This is a genomic window from Salmonella sp. NW177 (genome assembly GCF_051811585.1).
Taxonomy (GTDB): Bacteria; Pseudomonadota; Gammaproteobacteria; order Enterobacterales; family Enterobacteriaceae; genus Salmonella; species Salmonella enterica.
The window spans coordinates 308,356-333,293 of the sequence record NZ_JAMMZV010000002.1 but is presented as its reverse complement, the minus strand read 5'-3'; the positions used below and the strand labels follow the sequence as shown (position 1 = coordinate 333,293).

Annotated in this window: 21 protein-coding genes, 1 tRNA gene and 1 pseudogene; 5 read left to right on the top strand and 18 right to left on the bottom strand. The window is 51.9% G+C overall.

The features are described from left to right. Positions 1-17 precede the first annotated feature (17 nt). The 5 genes and pseudogenes from stdB to vapC all read right to left on the bottom strand — a co-directional run. Positions 18-2,507 carry a fimbrial outer membrane usher protein StdB gene (gene stdB / locus NA986_RS08320; RefSeq protein WP_023216361.1) on the bottom strand — a complete coding sequence of 830 codons (2,490 nt, stop codon included), beginning with the start codon at positions 2,505-2,507 and terminating at the stop codon, positions 18-20. A gap of 119 nt (positions 2,508-2,626) precedes the next feature. Then, positions 2,627-3,211: a fimbrial protein gene (locus NA986_RS08315; RefSeq protein ID WP_139758742.1), complete on the bottom strand. Its 585-nt coding sequence runs from the start codon at positions 3,209-3,211 to the stop codon at positions 2,627-2,629. A 717-nt stretch (positions 3,212-3,928) separates the two neighbouring features. Further along, a complete protein-coding gene (locus tag NA986_RS08310; RefSeq protein WP_000835260.1) occupies positions 3,929-4,561 on the bottom strand; it encodes a YfdX family protein in 633 nt (210 codons plus the stop codon). Between the two features lie 46 nt (positions 4,562-4,607). Further along, positions 4,608-5,144 carry an STM3031 family outer membrane protein gene (locus tag NA986_RS08305; RefSeq protein ID WP_001038500.1) on the bottom strand — a complete coding sequence of 179 codons (537 nt, stop codon included), beginning with the start codon at positions 5,142-5,144 and terminating at the stop codon, positions 4,608-4,610. Between the two features lie 806 nt (positions 5,145-5,950). Then, positions 5,951-6,121 (bottom strand): annotated as a pseudogene (vapC, locus tag NA986_RS08300) (tRNA(fMet)-specific endonuclease VapC); the annotation flags it as partial. Between the two features lie 190 nt (positions 6,122-6,311). On the opposite strand from vapC, the gene NA986_RS08295 reads away from it, so the two are divergent. After that, complete coding sequence (locus NA986_RS08295) at positions 6,312-7,118, top strand: DUF1460 domain-containing protein (RefSeq protein ID WP_023888953.1); 807 nt, start codon at positions 6,312-6,314, stop codon at positions 7,116-7,118. Positions 7,119-7,249: 131 nt separating this feature from the next. Here NA986_RS08295 and NA986_RS08290 read toward each other — a convergent pair. Together NA986_RS08290 and actS are read right to left on the bottom strand one after the other, a co-directional pair. Next, positions 7,250-7,323 (bottom strand) — tRNA-Gly (locus tag NA986_RS08290). A 79-nt stretch (positions 7,324-7,402) separates the two neighbouring features. Then, a complete protein-coding gene (gene actS, locus NA986_RS08285) occupies positions 7,403-8,161 on the bottom strand; it encodes an amidase activator ActS (protein WP_000244317.1) in 759 nt (252 codons plus the stop codon). Positions 8,162-8,425: 264 nt separating this feature from the next. Between actS and idi the strand changes: the two genes are divergently transcribed. Next, positions 8,426-8,971: an isopentenyl-diphosphate Delta-isomerase gene (gene idi, locus NA986_RS08280; RefSeq protein WP_023216363.1), complete on the top strand. Its 546-nt coding sequence runs from the start codon at positions 8,426-8,428 to the stop codon at positions 8,969-8,971. A gap of 75 nt (positions 8,972-9,046) precedes the next feature. On the opposite strand, the gene lysS is transcribed toward idi, so the two are convergent. The 5 genes from lysS to xerD form a co-directional block, all read right to left on the bottom strand. Next, the gene (gene lysS / locus NA986_RS08275; protein WP_000003339.1) at positions 9,047-10,564 is read right to left on the bottom strand and encodes a lysine--tRNA ligase; all 1,518 of its coding nucleotides are present in this window, start codon (positions 10,562-10,564) and stop codon (positions 9,047-9,049) included. A gap of 9 nt (positions 10,565-10,573) precedes the next feature. Then, positions 10,574-11,672, bottom strand: a protein-coding gene (gene prfB, locus NA986_RS08270; RefSeq protein ID WP_010989230.1) for a peptide chain release factor 2 whose coding sequence is annotated in 2 segments (ribosomal slippage) — positions 10,574-11,596 and positions 11,598-11,672 — 1,098 coding nt in all. Because the reading frame shifts where the segments join, the coding sequence is not laid out codon by codon here. A gap of 104 nt (positions 11,673-11,776) precedes the next feature. Beyond that, on the bottom strand, positions 11,777-13,510 hold the full coding sequence (gene recJ / locus NA986_RS08265; RefSeq protein WP_000813394.1) for a single-stranded-DNA-specific exonuclease RecJ: 1,734 nt from the start codon (positions 13,508-13,510) through the stop codon (positions 11,777-11,779). A gap of 5 nt (positions 13,511-13,515) precedes the next feature. Then, positions 13,516-14,229, bottom strand: a complete 714-nt coding sequence (dsbC, locus tag NA986_RS08260) for a bifunctional protein-disulfide isomerase/oxidoreductase DsbC (protein WP_000745614.1) — start codon at positions 14,227-14,229, stop codon at positions 13,516-13,518. Positions 14,230-14,252: 23 nt separating this feature from the next. Further along, positions 14,253-15,149: a site-specific tyrosine recombinase XerD gene (gene xerD, locus NA986_RS08255; RefSeq protein ID WP_000434303.1), complete on the bottom strand. Its 897-nt coding sequence runs from the start codon at positions 15,147-15,149 to the stop codon at positions 14,253-14,255. A gap of 112 nt (positions 15,150-15,261) precedes the next feature. Here xerD and fldB point away from each other — a divergent pair, with 112 nt between their 5' ends. After that, the gene (gene fldB, locus NA986_RS08250; protein WP_001055885.1) at positions 15,262-15,783 is read left to right on the top strand and encodes a flavodoxin FldB; all 522 of its coding nucleotides are present in this window, start codon (positions 15,262-15,264) and stop codon (positions 15,781-15,783) included. A gap of 52 nt (positions 15,784-15,835) precedes the next feature. On the opposite strand, the gene NA986_RS08245 is transcribed toward fldB, so the two are convergent. Together NA986_RS08245 and sdhE are read right to left on the bottom strand one after the other, a co-directional pair. Beyond that, a complete protein-coding gene (locus tag NA986_RS08245) occupies positions 15,836-16,249 on the bottom strand; it encodes a protein YgfX (protein ID WP_000244756.1) in 414 nt (137 codons plus the stop codon). Continuing rightward, a complete protein-coding gene (gene sdhE, locus NA986_RS08240) occupies positions 16,230-16,496 on the bottom strand; it encodes an FAD assembly factor SdhE (RefSeq protein WP_000351186.1) in 267 nt (88 codons plus the stop codon). The genes NA986_RS08245 and sdhE overlap by 20 nt, the downstream gene beginning before the upstream one ends. Positions 16,497-16,745: 249 nt before the next feature. On the opposite strand from sdhE, the gene ygfZ reads away from it, so the two are divergent. After that, positions 16,746-17,726, top strand: coding sequence for a tRNA-modifying protein YgfZ (gene ygfZ / locus NA986_RS08235; protein WP_000874170.1), 981 nt, complete (start codon positions 16,746-16,748; stop codon positions 17,724-17,726). 115 nt (positions 17,727-17,841) lie between these two features. Here ygfZ and trhA read toward each other — a convergent pair whose 3' ends face one another. Next, positions 17,842-18,501, bottom strand: coding sequence for a PAQR family membrane homeostasis protein TrhA (gene trhA, locus NA986_RS08230; RefSeq protein WP_000250289.1), 660 nt, complete (start codon positions 18,499-18,501; stop codon positions 17,842-17,844). 163 nt (positions 18,502-18,664) lie between these two features. Further along, positions 18,665-18,976 (bottom strand): N(4)-acetylcytidine aminohydrolase, encoded by a 312-nt coding sequence (gene yqfB / locus NA986_RS08225; protein WP_023216364.1) that lies wholly within the window; start codon positions 18,974-18,976, stop codon positions 18,665-18,667. A 157-nt stretch (positions 18,977-19,133) separates the two neighbouring features. Between yqfB and bglA the strand changes: the two genes are divergently transcribed. Then, positions 19,134-20,567, top strand: a complete 1,434-nt coding sequence (gene bglA, locus NA986_RS08220; RefSeq protein ID WP_023216365.1) for a 6-phospho-beta-glucosidase BglA — start codon at positions 19,134-19,136, stop codon at positions 20,565-20,567. A gap of 47 nt (positions 20,568-20,614) precedes the next feature. On the opposite strand, the gene NA986_RS08215 is transcribed toward bglA, so the two are convergent. Together NA986_RS08215 and gcvP are read right to left on the bottom strand one after the other, a co-directional pair. Beyond that, complete coding sequence (locus tag NA986_RS08215) at positions 20,615-21,508, bottom strand: transporter (RefSeq protein ID WP_023216366.1); 894 nt, start codon at positions 21,506-21,508, stop codon at positions 20,615-20,617. 456 nt (positions 21,509-21,964) lie between these two features. Next, entirely contained in the window at positions 21,965-24,838 is a 2,874-nt protein-coding gene (gcvP, locus tag NA986_RS08210; protein WP_000194964.1) for an aminomethyl-transferring glycine dehydrogenase, read from the bottom strand. Positions 24,839-24,938: the final 100 nt, after the last annotated feature.

Genomic DNA, 24,938 nt, shown 5'->3' with positions numbered 1-24,938 from the left:
CTGTGACAGGGATATTTTTATCTGCAGGGCAGTAACAGCGGCCCCCGACTGAGTGTCACCGTTTCCGGCAGGGTGAGTCTGCACTGCACCCGGCCATCCCAGGACACGTTCAGGGTCCGGCGGTCTTCCCCGCTGAGGCCTGTCAGGTAGGCCAAACCGTCATCCCCGACCATCCCCGCGGTTCTGCCGGTTTTTCCGGACACCACCAGAGCGCCAAACGGCGGACTGGCGCCATCAGCCAGTCGGATATGACCGAGCACCTGCTCCCCCTGGCTGGCGTCAATCTTCCGGTAGCCCACCGCGCCCTCCGTCAGCACCTGGCTAATGACGGAGCTGTTGACGTCCACGTCCTCCGGCAGGGCGGCCACATCAACCGAAATATCGCTGCGCCGATAGCTGCTGCCGGCGCTTACCACGCCCACCCCGAAGCGGTTGGTCACCCCGCTGTTGCCGTTCACCGGCACACCGGCCACGTCTCCGGTATCTATCATCATGCGAGGCTCATTCCCGGCCATCGACTGGCTGAAGGCGGCGCCGTGGGCGGTGGCGGTCACCGAGCCGTACCAGCTCAGGCCCAGGCTGCGGTACTGTCCGGGCTGCAGGGTGGCGTCCGCTGCCGCCTGACCCCACGGCAGACGGCTCTGCACGCTGCCGCTAAAGCTGCTGTTACTGCCGGTGTCATAGCGGTTATGACCGGCGCTGATGTTCCATGTGGTATCCGGGTTATGGAAATCGCTGTAATTCACGGTCTGCTGCAGGCCGCCCCGGTTATCCTTCTGCACGCTGTAGCTCACCTGGCGGCTGTCGCCCCACGGGATACTGATGGTGGCGTAGACCTGATTCTGGCTCCCCCCGCCGGTGTACTGGTTACGGGCAAACGACACCGAGGCCGAGAGCCCCTGAAGGTCGCCGAGACTGAACACTTTGTTGAAGCTGAGCATGTAGTTATTGTTGGACTGCGCATTCCAGTAATTGAGCCGGCTTACCGAGAGGGCCGCGCTCATATTGAGTACCGGAACGGACTGGCTGTAAGTCACGGTGTAGCTCTGTTTTTCATGCCATGCATCGCCGCCGTCGGTGGCCCGACGCTGCAGGTACTCCGGCATGGACAGAAAATGGCGGTCCGAGAAGCGGTATCCGACGAACGCCAGGGTACTGCCGGTTTTATCAAACGTTTTGGCATAGTTGATACGGTAGCTGTAACCGGACTGCTTCTGCCCATGCGGCAACCGCGCATCTGAGCGGGTGACGTCCGCAGACAGAGCGCCCAGCAGCCCCATATTCTGGCCGATCCCGAGCGCCGCGGACTGGTAGTCGCCGGTGGAAGCAATGAGGCCGCCATACAGCGACGTGTTGTTAAATGCTCCCCAGGTGGCCTCCCCGAGCAGAAAGTCAGGACTGACCGTGCTGTTGTTATGCGTCCCGCCGTACAGCGGACGTCCGGCGGCCACCTTATAGCGAACCTGTCCCTGGCGTGCCATAAAGGGGACGCTGGCCGTGTTGACCTGCCAGGTCCGGACGCTACCGTCGCTTTCCCGGACGCTGACATCCAGGTTGCCGCTGATATTCTGGCTCAGGTCGGGAAGCTCAAAAGGCCCCGGCGACACCCGGGTCTGGTACAGAATGCGGCCATTCTGGCTGACGGTAACCTGTGCATTACTGTTCGCAATGCCGCTGATTTTCGGGGCATACCCCTGAAGAGAGGGCGGTAGCATGCGCTCATCGCTGGCCAAAGTGAGCCCGGCAAAGCGGAAGGAGTCAAAAATAGCGGAGCTGAGGTACGTCTGTCCGAGCGTCAGTTTTGAGCGCAGTGCTGGCAGGACACGGAACAGATACGTCTGCGGCAGATAAAAATCGGACTGTGATGCGCCCCGCCCACTGTCAAAACGGCTGTACTGATAATCGCTCCGCAACCGCCAGGCGCCGAGATTAAACCCGGCGGTGCCGTAGAGGCTGTAGCTGGTAGAGGTCTCCCCCTGCTGCGGCATATAGCGATTGGCCATCAGGCTGTAATCGAGCAGGCCGGCGGTGACGCCGTCGCTCCAGCGTGAAGGGGGCACCCAGTCCGGGTCCTGATAACGCATCCAGGCCTGAGGGATAATGAAGGTCAGACGCTGATTTTCAGCGCTGTACCGTACCTGACTGTCAGCGGAGCGCAGCTCAAGGCATTGCCCGTTCGGGATACCGGTAACGGGTTTCAGGCCATGAATAATCTTATCCTTAAGACCCAGCATGGCCACCATGTCTGTTGTCACACAGATGACGGCCGCGTCGCGTCCGGCAACCGGTACAACTCTGACCGGATACTGTTCCCGTACCGGCTGGTCATTGAGCCAGATATCGAGAATATAGTTACCGGGCGCCACATACCCCTCGCGGCTGAAGGCCGTGAGGTCCACGTTAGACAGGTTCCCGCTGTCCAGCAGGCTGGCATTGAACTCCGTGGCCTGCGACTTCAGGACGGAAAATGTCAGGGTAATCAGAATGGCAAGCCGGGTAATTTTCATGGCATGGCGTTTTCGTGTTGTCGTCCGTGTAACAGACAGCCCGCAGGCACAGTCAGATATAAAAGCCGTCCGATCCCCTCCGTGGACGGCTTCTCCCTGTCGTTATTTACCGCGTAAAATCACAAGTATTTCAGGGTGTAGGTGACGGATGCGTTAACATCGCCAGGAGTTGCGGCATCTGTCAGGGCTATCAGGCGGGCAAAGAAGTTGAGTTCGTTGTTTCCGACCTGCAGTTGCTGAGCGTCGGTATCCGGCATCGGGGTGTTGGGCTCGATAATTGTGGTGTTGTCACTCTTCAGTAGCTGGACACCAACATGCTGGGCCCTGCCGGTGCTGACGTAAGCTTTACCTGAGGTATCAGCTGTGCCACTGAAAGAGACGGTTACTTTAGACATTTTCCCTGCGGAGCCGGCTATTGTAGTTTCATTCGGATCGAAGGCGCAGTTCTGCAGATGAATGGTGAACGGTTTTGAGTCCGTGGTTGCGTCGGCGGTATTCAGTTTACGGTAAGAAATCTGTCCAAACGGAACGGTGATCGCATCGTCGCCCGGTGCGATATCACAGGGTGAGTTGGTGATGGTACCAGTGAAAAGAATTTTACCTGAGCCGAACGAGCCTGCTGTGAGTGTAGTATCGGCGGCAAATACAGAAGCGCCATACATCATACCGGCAGCCGCCATGGCAAGTATTATTTTATTACGCATAGATAATATGTCCTTTGGGTGAATGAGAATTATTTTGCAAAGGCTGAAAACAACTCTGAGGGTATTAATGAAAGCGTTCAGAAAAGATTCGTATGAATAATAAACGCCTGGTGTTAAACGAAGCACCTGAACTTTCCATCGAAAAATATTGATTTCAGCTAATGCCTAATCAGTTGTAAGAAAATTCTTATTCAAATTAAAACAATAAAAATAGATCGATACGATCGATGATTATGATCGTAATTTAAGAATAATCATCAAAGAAATACTTTTTAATGTAATTATAAGCAGATGAATACCTAACAGACAGATATTCGCAGCGGACATGAAATATTTTGTAATATGTTATCTGGAATGTATGTTTTGCTTTTCCATCACACTGGATATTTACAAAACATAATACTAATCATATATAGCAATGAAATTGCTGGCAGCATAAAAAACCAGATATGACGCAAGTGAAAGGCATTTAATTTCAAAACATTAACTTAATAAATGATTATGAACCATCATAAGTGGAAGGAATAAAAAATAATAAATGAAATGATATTCTTCTGTATTTGTGATGGGCATCACAATAGATATAAATGCAGGTACCCTGACATTCCTGAACTTCGCGGATGAAATTTAAAAACAATGCCGACAGCAAAGAATAAACTGGTAATAGCTGTCAGACATAATGCTGCCTGCTGTAATGTATACAGCAGGCTGGGGATATTAATGCGCGGCGTCGTGCTGCACGGAGTGCGTGGGTGATTCCTGAACTGACTGAGAGTCTACAACTATGCCATCCTGAGCTGATTTCAGTATCAGACCTGCCTGATAGTATTTTCCTTCGTTCATCAAGGAAAGCGCTGTGGTCACATCCTTACGGGTTTGCTGAAGAGGAATGAGTTCCTGATTTTCAATAACACTGACGCCTGCTAGTTTCAGGGCCTCTATAGTCCCTTTTTTATCTCCTTCTTTCATTTTCTGGTTTGCTTTATTAATAGCATCATTTTTCTGGCCCGCAGGGAGATAATCTTCGGCTACCGTAATCGATGAATTTATCCGAATATAGTGGTCTCCTTCAACCGGGGCTTTTTTATCTGATTTGACATACAGCTTCCAGTCAGTGCTGTCATCGTTCAGGAGTTTTTCTGCTTGCGCAGCCAGTTGTTCCGCCTTTTGGGTGCGACCATTAAACAACTCGAATCGCGACATTCCGATATCACGCATGGCCTGCCAGGCCTGTCCGGATATCTTGTCATTATTCAGAGTAACGTTATCAGTCATGTTTGTTGCGGCCATAATATTTCCTGAAAACAGGATAACCATCAGCGCAACGCCTGGCATAATATGGCTTTTCATAATCCATCATCTCCACAAAGTAACATTTTTTATCGGATTATCCTATTCAGAACCGGTAACCCACGCCAAGATTAAAGCCGTTGCTATTAAGGCTTCCGCTGTTATGGGTAGCATCAAAATCCGCGCCCTCATAACCCAGAGTTATAGCGACATTACTGACCGGGGTATAAGCCACGCCAGCAGAATAACCATATCCGACCTTACTGTCAGACTCATTTATCCCGTGATCACGCTGATGCAATAATACGGGGCCCACTTGACTATACAGACTTAACTGGTTATTTATTTTCCATGAGGGGCCTGCAAGCAGGGAGTAATAACGGGTTGTTACACGACCATTACTGCTTTCATCGGAATAGCGCTGGCTTCCATTTAGCCAGGCAAATGAGGTTGTCAGCCCCCAGTCCGGTGACATTTCATAGTTGTTTGCCAGCCGAACCCCACGCAACGTCCCGGCGTGATTAGTATGGGACTGGGCGTATCCAAGTGAAAATGTACTGGCATTATCGTCTGCCCATACCGGACTGGCTGCAGCAGACAGCAGAACAATACCGGCACTTCCGGCTAATAGCATTTTGTTCATCTTCTTCTCTCCGGTTATTTTTACCTGATGCCTTACTGGCATGTATTAAGTTAAAATCTTTCCGTGATAACAAACTATAAATAAATCTTTTAAATTATGAGCGCTGTTACGCCAGCAAATACCTTTATCTCCGGCTGTCGGGAGGCTATTCACAGAAATATATCCAGGCCAGAAACAGTATTTAATAATAAATAAGCTGAAAAATAAAAACTGACAAAAATAGAAGTTCACTGATATATACCCAAAATAATTCGAGTTGCTTAAAGGTGGCAAGGGAGTGAGTCCCCAGGAGCATAGATAACTATGTGACTGGGGTGAGCGACAAATCTGCCGGGAGCAGATTTGAACGTCGCGTGCGACGGCCCGTCAGGGCGAGGCCCATGGATGGACTGAGTAATCCGTAGCCAACACATAAGCCACTTGAAGTATGAAGGGTATATAACGGGAAAGAAGGCATATCGGCCTGGTAAATCAACGTCTGTGACTTAGTTGCAGGAAACGGCTATGGTGAGGGGGGGGGCGGCAGTTATCGGGCAGTAACGGCATTGTTCAGTGAGTATCCAGGAAACAAAAAAAGAAGGGAGCGGTACTCCCTTCGTAAACATGTCAGAATACGACATTTTGGTACTCTTTTATTTATTATCTGGCCGTAAAAGTTATGCTGTTGGCAGATATCTCCAGTCAACATAAAAAAATACCACCAGCTAAAAATGTGATGCAAACCACCATTAAGCAGGTAACCAAATTGACTGTGCCACTAAATCCGGAAAAGAGTTTGAATCCGGGGATAACATCTGATGCAGAAATTAGCACCAGTCTTCGATTCGGATACCCGGAATGCGTTCAAACTCGCGGAGATTGTTTGTGACAACGACCAGTCCGCGGCTACGGGCATGGCCAGCAATCATCTGGTCATAAGGCCCGACAGGTGTTCCCTTGCGGGCCAGTTCGGCACGGATTTGACCGGTATGTATCGCCAGCCTGAAGGGGCATGTTGGCTTTGACGATCAGGCAAAAAACAACGGCGAATAAAGTCGTATGATGATCTTCACATTTATCATCATCAGCGTTCATATTACTCAACCTGTAATCAACCTCTGGCGTTTTTCTGTATCCATCACAACCATTTCCGGTAAAGGTAAAAAAGGGATTTGAACCTTTCCGGAGATGATAATGAAGGTAAATGCATGGACAATTTTGCTTATGTCGGCGCATCTGACGGCCTGTGCCGTCCCTGGCACAGAAAAATATCAGACCAGCATGGACAGCGTTACGGCAGAAAAAGTAAGCCGGATTATCCAGTCGGATGTCATTCCTTATAAAGGCGAAAACCATGGAGAAGTTATTAGCCGCGTATCGTCTGCTTTTCTCGGAACACCTTATCAGGCGGATACGCTCATCGGTGGGCCTGGAACCCCCGAAGTCCTTGTAGCGAATTTCAACGGCGTGGACTGCTTTACCCTGGCTGATTACGTTGAGGCCCTGGCCCGCAGCGATAATCAGAAATCGTTTCTGCATAATCTTGCCAGGACTCGCTACGCCGCGGGCAAAGTTGCTTATCTCAGCCGCAGGCACTTCTTCTCTGACTGGTTCGCCGCAGCACCGCGTAATGCACGGGATGTAACGCCGGATATCAGCCCTGATTATATCGTTGTTGACAAGCAGCTTAACCATAAACCTGATGGCGGCGAGTACATTCCTGGTCTGGGCATCCATCCTCGTAAAATAAATTATATTCCCGGAAGAGCCATCAACCAGCAGGTCATGAACCACCTAAAAAATGGGGACTATATCGGTGTCTACTCCCCGCTTGACGGGCTGGACGTTTCACATGTGGGTATCGTAGTTCGCCATGATGAACAGGTGTGGTTTCGGAACGCCTCCTCATTGGCCGCAAACAGAAAAGTGGTGGACACACCGTTTATGGAATACATGCATTCCAGACCGGGCATCGTTGTGCTGCGGGCTGAATGATAAAGTCATTACCGGAGTCGCCAGCTGATAATAGCCGTCCGACATAGGTATTGAAACCCTGTGTACTGTGGGGCCGACACGGAAAATTGCTGTAAATTCGTGGATTTAGTAAATACTAGAAGATATTTGTCTGGAGCGGGCGAAGGGAATCGAACCCTCGTATAGAGCTTGGGAAGCTCTCGTTCTACCATTGAACTACGCCCGCTTTGAGATGCGTAAGGCATTATAAACCTTACGCTCTGGTTGGCAAGAGACTTACTGGCTGACTGGCGATTAATTCGCCGTCAGCACTTCGGTTTACTCCCCTGCGGCGGCAGATAACGCAGCGGATCGATGGCCGTCGCCCGGTAGCGAATCTGGAAGTGTAGTCTTACGGATGCGGCATCCGTGCTGCCCATCGTAGCGATTTTTTGCCCCGCTTTAACGCTTTGTCCATTATTAACCAGCATGGTGTCATTATGAGCGTAAGCCGTAATGTAATCTTCATTGTGCTTAATCATGATGAGATTGCCGTAACCGCGCAGCTGGTTCCCGACATAGACAACTTTACCCGCTCCCGCCGCATAAACAGGCGTTCCGCGCGCGCCCGCAATATCGATCCCCTTATTTCCGCCCTCCGCGGTGGAATAAGGTAAAATCACTTTACCGTTAGCAGGCCATACCCAACAACGCTGCCCCACCGGCGGCCAGGAGGATTTTGGCACCGAAGATGACGGTCTTACCGCGGCAGTTTTTGTTGCTGTTTTATTGCTGGTTTTGCGTGCTGAACTGCTACTCTTTGCGCTGCCGCGCACTTTAATTCGCTGCCCCACCTCAATAGTATAAGGCGGAGAAATGCCATTCAGTCGGGCCAGTTCTTTCACGCTGGTTCCCGTAGCGCGCGATATACGATACAACGTATCGCCGCGCTTAACGGTATAGACGGAGCCGGAATACGTTCCTGAGCCGGAATTACTGGAACACCCCGCCAGCAGCAGCCCTGCGCATAACAGCACCGCAATACCCAGGCTATTTTTGTTCAGGCGTCCTGCGCTCAAAACCATTCCTCACTCTATTGACAGACGCCTTATGATAGCAGCCAAATGCCGTATGCCCAATCCATTGACGCCGGAAAGGGTCCGCGTGGATGATGATGCCGCGAATATCCGATATGCCAGCATAATATCGACTCACGGCACAATGGCGCTCGTCTGCGTTCTGTCAGGGCCTGTTTTGGTAATGCCTTTCTTTCTGTTATGCGCTACGCTGATCGTCTGAGTATATGGCCTGGCCATGCTGCCGGGTCATTTTAATTTTCAGGAGCTTTCATGACTGAGGAACATGTCGTTTTATTGGATGAGCAGGATAAGCCTTCCGGCACACTGGAAAAGTATGCGGCTCATACGCTTAATACGCCTTTGCATCTGGCTTTCTCCTGCTGGCTATTTAACGAAGAGGGTCAGTTGCTGGTAACACGACGGTCGCTGAGCAAGAAAGCCTGGCCAGGCGTGTGGACGAATTCGGTTTGCGGTCATCCGCAACAAGGCGAAACCACCGAAGAGGCGATCCTCCGCCGTTGTCGGTTCGAACTCGGCGTGGAAATTACCGATCTCACCCCCGTCTATCCGCACTTCAGCTATCGGGCGACAGATCCAAACGGTATTGTGGAAAATGAAGTCTGTCCGGTATTTGCCGCGCGGACAACCAGTATGTTACAGGTTAACAGCGAAGAGGTGATGGACTATCAGTGGAGCGAATTTAAAAGCGTATGGAAAAGCCTTCTCGCTACGCCGTGGGCATTTAGCCCGTGGATGGTCATGCAAGCGTCAGACGAACAAGCGCGTGAACGACTGCTCAATTACTGCCAGCGTTAAAAATTGCCTGATGGCGCTACGTCTGAACGAAGAGATGCCGGATGGCGGCTAATGCCCCATCCGGCAATTTACATCTTATTTCACCGGACGCATCGCCGGGAACAGAATAACGTCGCGAATCGTGTGGCTGTTAGTAAACAGCATCACCATACGGTCGATACCAATTCCCAGACCCGCTGTCGGCGGTAAACCGTGTTCCAGCGCCGTCACGTAGTCTTCGTCGTAGAACATGGCTTCGTCATCGCCCGCCGCTTTTGCATTAACCTGATCCAGGAAACGCTGCGCCTGGTCTTCCGCATCGTTCAACTCGCTAAAGCCATTGCCGATTTCACGACCGCCGATAAAGAACTCGAAGCGGTCAGTGATTTCCGGGTTCACATCATTACGACGCGCCAGCGGAGACACTTCAGCCGGATATTCGGTGATGAAGGTCGGCTGAATCAGATGCGCTTCAGCGACTTCGTCAAAGATCTCGGTGACGATACGGCCCAGACCCCAGCTCTTCTCGACGTGAATGCCGATGCTTTCAGCAATCGCCTTCGCGGAATCGAAGTTGTCCAGATCAGCCATATCTGTTTCCGGACGATATTTCTTGATCGCTTCACGCATGGTCAGTTTTTCGAACGGCTTACCGAAGTCAAACACTTCATCACCGTACGGAACCTGGGTGGTGCCCAGAACATCCTGCGCCAGCGTACGGAACAGAGACTCAGTCAGCTCGATCAGGTCTTTGTAGTCCGCATACGCCATATAGAGTTCCATCATGGTGAACTCAGGATTATGGCGCACGGAGATGCCTTCGTTACGGAAGTTACGGTTAATTTCGAATACGCGTTCGAAGCCGCCAACCACCAGACGCTTGAGGTACAGTTCCGGCGCGATACGCAGGTACATGTCCAGATCCAGCGCGTTGTGATGGGTGATAAACGGACGGGCAGACGCGCCGCCTGGGATCACCTGCATCATCGGGGTTTCGACTTCCATAAAGCCGCGAGCAACCATAAACTGGCGAATACCGGCCAGGATCTTCGAACGGGTTTTGAAGGTGTTACGGGATTCATCGTTAGAGATGAGATCCAGATAACGCTGGCGATAGCGCGCTTCCTGGTCCTGCAGGCCGTGGAATTTATCCGGCAACGGACGCAGCGCTTTCGTCAGCAGGCGCAGTTCGGTGCAGTGGATAGACAGCTCGCCGGTTTTGGTTTTGAACAGCTTACCTTTTGCGCCGAGGATATCGCCAAGATCCCACTTCTTGAACTGCTCGTTGTAAACGCCTTCCGGCAGATCATCGCGCGCCACATACAGCTGAATGCGGCCGCCTACGTCTTGCAGGGTAACAAAAGAGGCTTTACCCATAATACGGCGAGTCATCATACGGCCCGCGACGGACACTTCAATATTCAGCGCTTCCAGTTCTTCAGCTTCTTTCGCGTCAAACTCTGCGTGCAGTTGGTCTGAGGTACGGTCACGACGGAAATCGTTCGGGAACGGGATACCCTGCTCACGCAGTGCAGCCAGCTTCTCGCGACGTGCCTTCATTTCATTGTTAAGATCGACTACCTCGTCAGCGCCCTGTGCGTTTTGTTCAGACATGTTGATTCCTCATAGCCCTGCTTTCAAACTTGCTTCGATAAATTGATCCAGACTACCGTCCAGTACCGCCTGTGTATTGCGGGTTTCCACCCCAGTACGCAGGTCTTTAATGCGGGAATCGTCCAGGACATAGGAACGAATCTGGCTTCCCCAGCCGATATCAGACTTAGTGTCTTCCATCGCCTGTTTTTCAGCGTTCTTTTTCTGCATCTCCAGTTCATAAAGCTTCGCTTTCATCTGCTTCATGGCCTGGTCTTTGTTTTTGTGCTGCGAACGGTCGTTCTGACACTGCGTCACAATCCCGGTGGGAATATGGGTGATACGCACGGCGGATTCCGTACGGTTAACGTGCTGACCGCCTGCGCCAGACGCGCGATAGACGTCGATACGCAGATCCGCCGGGTTAATGTCGATATCGATATCGTCGTCCACTTCCGGGTACACAAACGCGGAGCTAAACGAGGTATGACGGCGACCGCCGGAGTCAAACGGACTTTTACGCACCAGACGATGTACGCCGGTTTCAGTGCGCAGCCAGCCATAGGCATATTCGCCGGAGATTTTGATAGTCGCGGACTTAATGCCGGCGACTTCCCCTTCCGACTCTTCAATGACTTCCGTCTTGAAGCCGCGCGCTTCCGCCCAACGCAGATACATACGCAGCAACATGCTGGCCCAGTCCTGCGCTTCAGTACCACCAGAACCGGCCTGAATATCGAGATAGCAATCGGCGCTATCGTACTCGCCGGAGAACATCCGGCGGAATTCCAACTGCGCCAGTTTCTCTTCCAGCGTATTCAGTTCCGCGACGGCTTCGTTAAACGTCTCTTCGTCGTCAGCTTCTACCGCCAGTTCCAGCAGCCCGGAAACGTCGTCCAGCCCCTGAGTCATTTGATCAAGCGTATCGACGATCGCTTCGAGCGATGAACGCTCTTTTCCCAGCGCCTGCGCGCGCTCAGGTTCGTTCCAGACATCCGGCTGTTCCAGCTCGGCGTTTACTTCTTCCAGACGCTCTTTCTTAGCATCGTAGTCAAAGATACCCCCTAAGAACGTTGGTGCGTTCCGTGAGGTCCTGAATGCGGTTATTCACCGGGTTAATTTCAAACATGGTCTGATTTCTTTTATTTGACTTGTCAAAATGCGGTTATAAGGGCGAAATATTAGCGGATTTCGCCCCTTAATTACAGCGAAAGTGTTGTTAAATCGCCCCGATCATAGCGGCCAAATATCATCGATAATAATCTGTAAACTACGGTTGCCGCGAAACTCGTTAATGTCCAGTTTATAAGCCAGTTCTACCTCCCGCACGCCGTTATCCGGCCAACAGGTCGTATCAATATTAAATGCGATGCCATCCAACAGCGGGCCGCCGCCGACGGGCTCCACCATCACCTTGAGGTGGCGCTCGCCCACCAGACGCTGCTGTAGCAGACGGAAACGACCATCGAATAACGGTTCCGGGAACATTTGCCCCCACGGTCCGGCATCCCGCAACAGTTGCGCCACTTCCATAGACATCTCCGCCGCGCTTAATGGACCATCGGAGATCACCTCGCCTTGCAACAGGGCAGGATCGAGCCATTCCGTCACCAGCTCGCCAAAACGTTGCTGAAACTGCTCGAATTTATGCTCTTCCAGCGACAATCCCGCCGCCATCGCATGACCGCCGAACTTGATCATCAGATCAGGGTAAAGGGTATCCAGCCTTTCCAGCGCATCGCGCATATGCAACCCCTGAATCGAACGGCCTGAGCCTTTTAGCGTGCCGTCGCCCGCAGGTGCAAAGGCGATCACCGGGCGGTGAAAACGCTCTTTAATGCGCGACGCCAGAATTCCGACCACGCCCTGATGCCATTCAGGATGATACATCGCCAGACCGCCCGGAAGCGTTTCACTACTGCGCTCAAGCTTTTCGCACAGGATAAGCGCTTCCGCCTGCATCCCCTGCTCTATTTCTTTGCGCGTCTGGTTAAGCGCATCCAGCTCACTGGCCAGAACACGCGCTTCGCCGAGGTTGTCGCACAACAGTAACGCCACGCCAACGGACATATCATCCAGCCTGCCGGCGGCATTCAGGCGAGGCCCCAACGCGAAGCCTAAATCACTGGCGGCAAGCTGCTGCGGATCGCGATTCGATATCTCCAGCAACGCTTTAATTCCCGGACGGCATTTCCCGGCACGAATACGACTTAGCCCTTGCCAGGTCAGAATACGGTTGTTGGCGTCCAGCGGCACAACGTCTGCTACCGTTCCCAACGCCACTAAATCCAGCAGCTCCGCCAGATTCGGCGGCGCGATGTTGCGCTCGTCGAACCATCCTTTGTCGCGCAAAAATGTTCGCAACGCCAGCATCAGGTAAAACGCCACGCCGACGCCCGCCAGCGACTTAGACGGGAATTCGCAGTCGCGCAGATTGGGATTAATAATCGCTTCGGCATCCGGCAACGTGTCGCCTGGCAGGTGGTGATCGGTCACGATCACCGGAATCCCCAACGTCTTTGCATGCGCTACGCCGGCGTGGGATGAAATGCCGTTGTCTACGGTGACGATAAGCTGCGCGCCGCGCGCCTTCGCCTGATCGACCACTTCCGGGCTTAAACCGTAGCCATCTTCAAAGCGATTAGGCACCAGATAACTGATGTTGTCACATCCCAACGCACGCATTCCCAATACGCTTAGCGCAGTACTGGTCGCGCCGTCGGCGTCAAAATCGCCAACAACAATAATGCGGGTACCTTCGCGAAAGGCGTTGTAGAGGATCTCCACCGCGTTATCTATGCCGCTAAGCTGTTGCCAGGGCAGCATTCCTTTCACGCTGCGCTCCAGTTCGCGGGCGCTACGAACGCCCCGGCTGGCATATAGACGTCGTAGTAATGGAGGAAGATCGGCGGGGAGTTCCGCCGTCTCATCAGCCTCGCGCCGACGAAGTTGTCTCTGTTGTTTCACGCGTATTATTTACCACTGGTCTGTTTTTGATGCTCATCAAGAAACGCTTTCATCTCTTTCGGTCCCTGATAGCCAGGCACCACATAGCCGTTACTCAATACAATGGCTGGCGTACCGCTAACGCCCAACTGCACGCCCAACGCATAATGATCAGCAATGTTCACGTCACAGCTTGCCGGTTTCACGCCCTTACCTGCCATGGCGTCATCAAACGCTTTGTTTTTGTCTTTGGCGCACCAGATAGATTTCATATCCTGCTCCGCCTGGCTTTCCAGCCCCTGGCGCGGGAAGGCCAGATAACGTACCGTAATCCCCAGCGCGTTATAATCTTTCATCTCTTCATGTAGCTTATGACAATAGCCGCAGGTGATATCGGTAAAAACAGTAATGACATGTTTCTCATCCGGCGCTTTATAGACGATCATCTCTTTTTCCAGCGCATTTAGCTGGCTCATCAGCAGTTTGTTCGTCACGTTTACCGGATGCGCGCCGCTCACGTCATACATCGGCCCTTGAATAATATGTTTGCCGTCATCAGTGACGTACAGTACGCCGCTGTGAGTGAGGACGGTTTTCATCCCTGCCACTGGCGAGGCCTGAATTTCCGTACTCTGAACGCCCAGCTTAGCCAGCGACTGACGGATAGCCGCATCATCCGCATGGGCCACGCCTGAAAACGCCGCCGCCAGTAAAGTGAACATCATAAAACGCTTTTTCATAAACTATCCTTTCCTGTCAGCACTCATGCCCGCGGATGGTGCTGTTGATGAAGTTGACGCAAACGCTCCGTTGCGACATGCGTATAAATTTGTGTCGTCGAAAGATCGCTATGCCCAAGTAGCATTTGTACAACGCGCAAGTCGGCGCCGTGATTCAGCAAATGCGTGGCGAAAGCGTGACGTAAAACATGCGGCGATAGTTTTTCGCTATCGATTCCAGCTAGTACCGCATAATGTTTAATACGGTGCCAGAAGGTCTGCCGCGTCATCTGCTGCGCACGCTGGCTGGGGAACAATACGTCAATCGATACGCCATTGAGTAACCAGGGACGCCCATGCTCCAGATACGTTTCCAGCCAATATACCGCCTCTTCGCCTAACGGCACCAACCGCTCTTTATTGCCTTTACCGATAACCCGCACCACGCCCTGCCGCAGACTGATATCGCTCATTGTCAGCCCCACCAGTTCCGACACGCGCAAACCGGTGGCATACAGCACTTCCAACATAGCTTTATCGCGCAACTCCAAAGGTTGATCAATAAGCGGCGCCTGCAAGAGCCGTTCAACCTGCGCCTCGCTAAGATCTTTCGGTAAACGCTGCGGAAGCTTAGGCGAGGCCAACTGCGCGCTCGGATCATCCTCACGATACTTTTCACGGTACAGATGCTGGAAAAAGCGCCGCATAGCGCTTAACAGGCGTGCGGAGCTGGTCGCTTTGTATCCGCCCTCCACCCGTTCAGCCAGCAGCGTTTGTAAATCATCAGCCTGCGCCGTCGCAAGCGTTTTTCCGCGACGATGCAACCACGCAACGACCATCGATAAATCGCGACGATACGCGCTTAATGTATTTTCCGCCAGATTTCGTTCCAGCCACAGGGCATCCAGAAACTGCTCAATACGCGCTAAATCCTGTTCCATTCGCGCTCCCCACTTCACGCTGACTTTGGGTGCATTATGCCTCATTGTGCCGTGAATGCAGCGATTCTGTTACACTACCCGCAACGCTATAGCAGAATCGAGATGTAACGTAATGAACATGGGTCTTTTTTACGGTTCCAGCACGTGCTACACCGAGATGGCCGCAGAGAAAATTCGCGATATCCTCGGCCCGGAGCTGGTGACATTACATAACCTCAAGGATGACGCCCCCGCCTTAATGGAGCAGTACGACGTGCTCATTTTAGGCATCCCCACCTGGGATTTTGGTGAAATTCAGGAGGACTGGGAAGCCGTCTGGGAGCAACTGGACGATCTCAATCTGGAAGGCAAAATCGTTGCGCTTTACGGTATGGGCGACCAGCTCGGCTACGGCGAGTGGTTCCTGGATGCGCTGGGTATGTTGCATGACAAACTTGCCCTCAAAGGCGTTAAATTTGTCGGCTACTGGCCCACAGAAGGCTACGAATTTACCAGCAATAAACCGGTCATTGCGGATGGGCAACTGTTTGTCGGCCTGGCGCTGGATGAAACGAACCAGTACGATCTCAGCGATGAGCGTATACAGACCTGGTGTGAACAAATTCTCGGCGAAATGGCCGAACACTACGCCTGAAGCCTTACTCGCTGTATTTCCCTCTCGACGGAACCGCGTTTACGCCGTTCCGTCAGTGTTGGCCTGATATCGGCTGCTGTAACAGTATCCGACGCAACTCACGCCATTCCGCTTCTTCCATGCTATCCGCCGCCAGCCATAAATGTTGATGACGTCCAGACTCTGCGCGTAAACGCAACACCATCCCGCTCTTCAGTAACCAGGGCGGACGCAAGAGCGTCCAGTCCTGCCCCTGCCAGCGTAAGCGCCCGTCCATGAGTAGCTTGATCTCTCCCTGGCAGGTATTAATCCTGCGCTGGCTACGTACACAGTCAAACACGACCAGCGACAGTAGTATCATCCATAACGGGGTATAACTCAGCGGCCAGGGCATCAATAAAATCACCGCGGCAACCAGCCCATGAATGAGCAATGAGATCCACTGAGCGCGCCATGAGACGCGTAAATCAGATTGCCACAGGACCACGTTCCCGATTCCGTGTCTGAATGAGTCGGACCATCTGTTCCAGTTCAGCGTCAGCCGGTTTACCGTGATTCATCAACCAGTTAAATAAATCCGGGTCATCACTCTGCAACAAACGGACAAAAATACGCTTTTCTTCATCACTTAAACTATCGTACTCATGTTCAAAAAACGGCATGATGGAAATATCAAGTTCGCGCATACCGCGACGACATGCCCAGTGAATACGTGCTTTATTGTGAATATCCATGTTCTTCCTGCCTCGCGAAAATGAAGTACCGGGCTATTGTAACGTGTTTTTGGCGTTGTTTTACGGGAATCTCAGTAATCTGGAACGCGATCGCGAAATAAAAGGCTGGGAATCAATACGTTCATCCGTTTTGGATACCGCCTCGCAAAACGATCAATCCGCTCTCAATGGGCTATTTAAAGCACTTGCAATGACCGATGGCTCTTTTACCATTAACCATTATTGTTGCAGCTAACCAGGACATTATTTATGGCTTTTATCTCCTTTCCGCCACGTCATCCTTCATCGTCAGCCCGCCTGCCGCTGACGCTGATCGCGCTTGACGACTGGGCGCTGTCGTCCATCACCGGCGTAGACAGTGAAAAGTATATTCAGGGCCAGGTCACCGCTGACGTAAGCCAGATGACTGAACAGCAACACCTTCTCGCCGCCCACTGCGATGCTAAAGGTAAGATGTGGAGCACTCTGCGCCTGTTCCGTGAGCGCGACGGTTTCGCCTGGATTGAACGCCGTAGCGTGCGTGAAGCGCAATTAACGGAGCTGAAAAAGTACGCCGTATTTTCCAAAGTGGTCATCGCGCCGGATGACGAGCGCGTATTGCTTGGCGTGGCCGGTTTTCAGGCCCGCGCGGCGCTGGCTAATGTCTTTAGCGAACTGCCCAATAGCGAAAATCAGGTGGTCAGAGACGGCGCCTCCACGCTGCTATGGTTTGAACATCCTGCGGAACGATTCCTGCTTGTCACCGATGTCGCGACGGCCAACATGTTAACGGAGAAGTTACATGGCGAAGCCGAACTGAATAACAGCCAACAGTGGCTGGCATTGGATATTGAAGCAGGCATTCCGGTGATTGACGCGGCAAACAGCGGTCAGTTTATCCCCCAGGCGACTAACCTACAGGCGCTGGGCGGCATCAGCTTCAAGAAAGGCTGCTACACCGGACAGGAGATGGTCGCACGGGCAAAATTCCGCGGCGCCAATAAACGCGCGCTTTGGTTGCTGGCGGGCAAAGCCAGCCGGGTACCGGAAGCAGGAGAAGATCTGGAGCTACAGATGGGCGAGAACTGGCGTCGTACCGGCGCTATTCTGGCGGCGACGCAGTTAGACGACGGTCAGTTACTGGTTCAGGCCGTCATGAATAACGATTTAGAAGCCGAAAGCGTCTTCCGTGTTCGCGACGATGCCAACACCCTGCATATCGTCCCGCTGCCTTACTCGTTGGAAGAGTGATATCACGTTAAAAGCCGGATAGCCTGATAGCGCAACGCCATCAGGCTCGCACGTGCTGCTCTCGTAGGCCGGATAAGGTACGACAGCGCCGCCATCCGGCACGGGCATCCGGGAATTACGCCTGTCCCACATACAAATAGATGGCCAGGAAGTGGCACACGCTGCCGCCCAGCACAAAGCCATGCCAGATAGCGTGGTTATAAGGTATGCGTTTGCAAACATAGAAAATTACGCCCAGCGAGTAAACGACGCCACCTACCGCCAGCAGCGTCACGCCGCCTATCGCCAGCTTAATCGCCAACTGATAAACCACTATCAGCGACAGCCAGCCCATTGCCAGATACGTAACCAGTGAAAGCACTTTAAATCGGTGCGCAATCGTCAACTTGAAGAGGATACCGAATAGCGCCAGGCTCCAGATCACAATCATTAGTCCGCGCGCCAGCGGCGAATCCAGACCTACCAGCAGAAATGGCGTATAGGTTCCGGCAATGAGCAGATAGATAGCGCAGTGATCAAATTTCTTTAACCAGATTTTTGCCCGCTGATGAGGAATGGCATGATAAAGCGTTGAGGCAAGAAAAAGCAGGATCATGCTCCCGCCATATAAACTGTAGCTGGCGATAGCCGTCATACCCGCATTCGCCTCTACCGCCTGAACCAACAACAGCACCAGGCCGACAATACCAAATACCAATCCAATGCCGTGGCTAATACTGTTGGCGATTTCCTCAGCCAGCGAATATCCCTGCGTCATTAATGGTTTTTGCACCATAACTTACTCCGGAGAAACGTTCATAACGATGAACTGCGCCTCTAGCGTAACTGAGAATGGTTCCAGTGAACACATGTTAGCTAAAATAAATTCGCAAAATTAAATTTTGTTTATTATTCAATAAGTTAACTACAAAAACTCAACTAACACGCGTTCATGTTTATCAAAGGCATTTAAAATCAATCACATAAAATTGCGTCTGGTTGGGATAGATTTCAGCAATGACCCGTTTCAGCTCATCAAGCGACATATTTTCCTGTTGCGCATGTTTTTCGTTCAGCGTATCCAGCGTCACAGTTGACGTTCCTGTCACTTCGATTGTGCAAAAATAGCCATTATCTTCGAACCGTCCCACGCGTAGCACATCGCCTGCTTTAAAGTGGGACTCGGAGGCATCACGAATAGTGATGGTTTTACGCCCTGCCAGAATGTCATTCTGGAAACGTTGAAAGAAAGTAATGTCGTTTGGCTGCATGTGGTTATCCCCTGAATATGGCCCCTTGAAGTGGATGTTACGATCTGAATGTGTTCTTGTCCCGACACGCGAGCATCCTGGAATTTTGCGTACGCTTTACATGCCATTTGGTGCAGAATGAATGATAACAGACTAAATAAATTGAGATTATGCAACAATGAGAAAACTCACCCTGCCAAAAGATTTTTTATGGGGCGGCGCGGTTGCCGCACACCAGGTTGAAGGCGGCTGGAATAAAGACGGTAAAGGCCCCAGCATCTGCGACGTGCTAACCGGCGGCGCACACGGCGTGCCACGCGAAATCACCCAGAATGTCGTTGCTGGCAAATACTATCCGAACCACGAGGCGGTGGATTTTTACGGACATTACAAAGAAGACATCCGTCTTTTCGCCGAAATGGGGTTCAAATGCTTCCGTACCTCTATTGCCTGGACGCGTATCTTCCCGAATGGCGACGAATCCCAGCCAAACGAGGCCGGTCTGAAATTCTACGACGACATGTTTGATGAATTGCTCAAATACAACATCGAACCGGTCATCACCCTTTCCCACTTTGAAATGCCATTACATCTGGTACAGCACTACGGCGGCTGGACCAATCGTAAGGTCGTTGATTTCTTTGTCCGTTTTGCTGAAGTCGTGTTTGAACGCTACAAACATAAGGTCAAATACTGGATGACCTTCAACGAAATTAACAACCAGCGAAACTGGCGCGCGCCGCTGTTTGGCTACTGCTGTTCCGGCGTGGTGTATACCGAGCATGAGAATCCAGAAGAAACCATGTATCAGGTCTTACATCATCAGTTTGTCGCCAGCGCGCTGGCGGTAAAAGCGGCACGTCGTATTAATCCACAGATGAAAGTGGGTTGTATGCTGGCGATGGTCGCGCTGTATCCTTTCTCCTGTAAACCAGAAGATGTGATGTTTGCTCAGGAGTCGATGCGTGAACGCTACGTCTTTACCGATGTGCAGCTGCGCGGCTATTACCCGTCCTATGTGTTGAACGAGTGGGAGCGCCGCGGATTTAACATCAAAATGGACGATGGCGATCTTGAAGTGCTGCGCGAAGGCACCTGCGATTATCTTGGTTTCAGTTATTACATGACCAACGCGGTCAAAGCCGAAGGCGGTAGCGGCGATGCGATTTCCGGTTTTGAAGGCAGCGTACCGAACCCCTATGTTAAAACCTCTGACTGGGGCTGGCAGATTGACCCGGTGGGCCTGCGTTATTCATTGTGTGAACTGTACGAACGCTATCAAAAGCCGCTGTTTATTGTCGAAAACGGTTTTGGTGCTTACGACAAAGTAGAAGAAGATGGCGGCATCAACGACGACTACCGAATTGACTACCTGCGCGCCCATATTGAAGAGATGAAAAAAGCGGTGACTTACGATGGTGTCGACCTGATGGGCTACACGCCGTGGGGCTGCATCGACTGCGTGTCGTTCACCACCGGTCAGTACAGCAAGCGCTACGGCTTCATCTACGTGAACAAGCACGATGACGGTACGGGCGATATGTCGCGTTCGCGTAAGAAAAGCTTCAACTGGTACAAAGAGGTGATTGCCAGCAACGGCGAGAAGCTTTAACTCCTGCACGTTACCCGCCAGTCGGCGGGTAACACTTTGAACGAGTCTTACCAGGTCTTACCTATTTTAAATTCCCAGCGTACATCTTCCATTTTGGTTGGCGACTTCGCTTCCTGCATTACCGGGAAGAAGGCTCCGGCACCAAACCATAATTTCAGTGAATCGACGGCAATATTAAATGACGGACCAACAACCCATTCGGTAGTTCCAGAATGGTTATTAATTACGCTGCCATTAGACAGTTTTTTCGTTCCAGAGGCATTATTGCTGTAGGCACTTTCCAGACCAAGATCCAGCGGTAAATCGCTAAACATATACCGTACCTGGGTATTCCACTGGAATTCGTTACCTCGTTTCACGTCCTGGTTACCGCGCTCAAATGGTCCCTGATATACAAAACCCATATCCCCTTTAATGTTAGGAGTAAATAATTTTGTTAAAGTGAGTGTTACTCTTCCTCCCCAGGCGCTATTCCCAGGCAAATGATTATCTCCATCTTGCCCGGTGGGTAGTAATACTGCCCCACCTACCGTAACCCAAAACGGATCACCTCTTCGCTGGCTCATTAAAGCATAATTGACCCCCACCGATTGGTCGCCCATTCCCTCTATGTGCTCAGGAGACAGATTGTCTCGTTTGTTATTGATATAGGAACCCACAGTTGATAATTCCAGTCTGTCGGTCAAACCGTAACGAATCTTCAATAACCATATCTGGGAGTAAACATCCGGACTTCCGTGCCCCTCGATTTGATGATCTTTATCGCGAAATGAGCTATTCACGGCGGTTAATAACTTTCCTTCCGGCAATACTGAACCACCAGAAATAGCGGTATTAACTGGTGCACCTAATAGATTACTGGGCTTATTTTCTCCGTTAGCTGCCATTGCATTCATTAATAGAAAATATGTCATTAATGGCAGAAATATAAATCGTTTCATTATTCCCTCCAGGTATAAAAAAACAAAGCGCTAAGTTAATAAATATTTACGTTATTTATGTTTGTTTTTAATTTATAATTAAAATTAATAACTTGATGAATTTAATATACGGAAATTTTTGTAACTATATTGAGAGGTAAATAACGATTCCGGAGAGAAACTATTTGTAACTACATGTAAATATACTGTGTTGTTTTGATTAAATAACAGCAAGGTAAAAATGATGCACAATGAATCATTAGGCTCTAAAAAACCGATAATTTAATTCTGGCTAATACACTGATACAGACGCCAGGTTGCCTGACAGGAGCCAACGATTTACTGTAATATATTGAATTAGTAACACTTTGTAGCCTGAATAAGTCACTCACACTGCATCCGACATAAACAAAACGCACTTTATTAACAAGCTGAAAAGGCGCCGAAGCGCCTTTAGAAAACAGTCGAATCAGTAAATTACTGGTAGTCGCTAATCGGTACGCAGGAGCAGAACAGGTTGCGGTCGCCATAAACATCATCCAGACGTTTCACCGTCGGCCAGTATTTGTCTGCCACGCCTGCCGGGAATACGGCAACTTCACGGCTGTACGGATGCGCCCACTCGGCGACCAGTTCGCTCTGAATGTGCGGCGCGTTCACCAGCGGGTTATCTTCCAGCGGCCAGACACCCGCTTTCACCTGGTCAATCTCTGCGCGAATAGCCAGCATCGCATCGATAAAGCGATCCAGCTCAGCCTTACCTTCAGATTCCGTCGGCTCTACCATCAGCGTGCCCGCCACCGGGAACGACATGGTTGGCGCATGGAAACCGTAGTCGATCAGACGCTTGGCAATATCCAGCTCGCTGATGCCGGTTTCTTCTTTCAATGGGCGAATATCAAGAATACATTCGTGCGCCACACGGCCATCGCGACCAGTATACAGTACCGGATAGGCATCTTTCAGACGGCTGGCAATGTAGTTAGCGTTAAGAATCGCGACCTGACTTGCCTGCTTCAGGCCTTCTGCGCCCATCATGCGGATGTACATCCAGCTGATTGGCAGGATAGAGGCACTACCGAACGGCGCCGCAGAAACCGCGCCCTGACGGGTTAACATGCCTTCGATTTGCACCACGCTATGGCCCGGTACGAACGGTGCCAGATGCGCTTTCACGCCGATCGGTCCCATGCCTGGGCCACCGCCGCCGTGCGGAATGCAGAAAGTTTTATGCAGGTTAAGATGCGAAACGTCCGCGCCAATAAAGCCCGGTGAGGTAATGCCGACCTGAGCGTTCATGTTCGCGCCGTCAAGGTAAACCTGACCGCCGAACTGGTGCACAACTTCACACACCTCACGGATCGTTTCTTCATACACGCCGTGGGTGGACGGATAGGTCACCATGATGCAAGAAAGGTTCGCAGCATGTTGTTCTGCTTTTGCCCGCAGATCGTCCAGGTCGATGTTGCCGTTCTTATCACAGGCGACTACCACCACCTGCATTCCTGCCATATGTGCAGAAGCAGGGTTAGTGCCGTGAGCAGAGGCCGGAATCAGGCAGATATCGCGATGCCCTTCGTTGCGGCTTTCGTGATAGTGACGAATCGCCAGCAGCCCCGCGTATTCCCCCTGTGCGCCGGAGTTAGGCTGCATACAGACGGCGTCGTACCCGGTGAGTTTCACCAGCCAGTCAGAAAGCTGGCTAATCATCTGATGATATCCTTCCGCCTGTTCCGGCGGGCAGAACGGATGCAGTTCAGCGAATTCCGGCCAGGTGATAGGGATCATCTCGGCGGCGGCGTTCAGCTTCATGGTGCAGGAACCCAGCGGGATCATCGCCTGATTCAGCGCCAGATCTTTACGCTCCAGCGAGTGCATATAGCGCATCATCTCGGTTTCGCTGTGGTAACGGTTAAATACCGGATGCGTCAGAATCGCATCGTCACGCAGCATACTTTGCTGAATGGAACGGCTATCAAGCGCCACGTCTTTATCCAGTGTTTCAATGTTCAGGCCGTGGCTGTCGCCCAGCAAAACATTGAACAACTGCGCCACATTCTCACGGGTGGTGGTTTCATCGAGCGTAATACCCACCGCGTTATGAATATCGCTGCGCAGATTGATCTCTGCCGCTTCCGCACGCGCCAGTACCGCAGCTTTATCAGCTACTTCCACACACAGCGTGTCAAAGTAGTGCGCATGACGCAGCTTTAAGCCTTTCTGTTGCAGACCGGCCGCCAGAATATCGGTCAGGCGGTGGATACGATTCGCAATGCGTTTCAGGCCAACCGGTCCATGATAAACGGCATACAGACTGGCGATGTTAGCCAGCAGCACCTGCGAGGTACAAATGTTGGAGTTCGCTTTCTCACGGCGGATATGCTGCTCGCGAGTCTGCATCGCCATGCGCAGTGCGGTATTGCCCGCCGCATCTTTTGAGACGCCGATAATACGGCCTGGCATGGAGCGTTTAAATTCGTCTTTGGCGGCAAAGAACGCCGCATGCGGGCCACCGTACCCCATCGGTACGCCGAAGCGTTGCGCAGAGCCGAAAACAATGTCCGCGCCCTGTTTACCCGGCGCGGTAAGCAGCACCAGCGCCATAAAGTCGGCGGCGACGCTGACAATCACTTTACGGGCTTTGAGTTCGCTAATCAGCGCGCTGTAATCGTGAATTTCGCCCGTGGAGCCAACCTGCTGCAACAGCACGCCAAACACATCCTGGTGATCCAGTGCTTTCGCCGCGTCATCCACAATGACGTCAAAGCCAAAGGTTTCGGCGCGAGTACGCACGACGTCCAGAGTTTGCGGATGGACATCAGAGGCGACAAAGAACCGGTTGGCATTTTTCAGTTTGCTGACGCGCTTTGCCATCGCCATCGCTTCAGCGGCGGCGGTCGCTTCATCCAGCAGCGAGGCGGAAGCCATGTCCAGCCCCGTCAGGTCCAGCGTCACCTGTTGGAAGTTGAGCAGCGCTTCCAGACGCCCCTGAGAGACTTCCGGTTGATACGGGGTATAAGCGGTGTACCAGCCTGGATTTTCCAGCATGTTGCGCAGGATAACCGGCGGTAGCTGCACGGCGGTGTAGCCCATGCCAATGTACGACGTGAAGCGCTTGTTACGCCCGGCGATGGCTTTTAATTCCGCCAGTGCGGCATATTCGGTTGCCGCCTCGCCAACCTGCGGCGGAGTCGCGAGCTGAATGTCTTTCGGCACAATCTGACCTGTCAGCGCGTTTAACGACTCGGCGCCAACCGCATTCAGCATCTCTTGTTGCTGTGCGGCGTCCGGTCCGATGTGGCGTTCAATGAAAGCGCCGCGGTTTTCAAGCTGGCTTAACGTCTGTGTCATGGGCGATGGTTCCTGAAACGTGCAGTGAATCGTGATTGTCTCTAACTCAATTGCCCGGTGGCGCTGACGCTTACCGGGCCTACGCGTGCGAAAACGAATA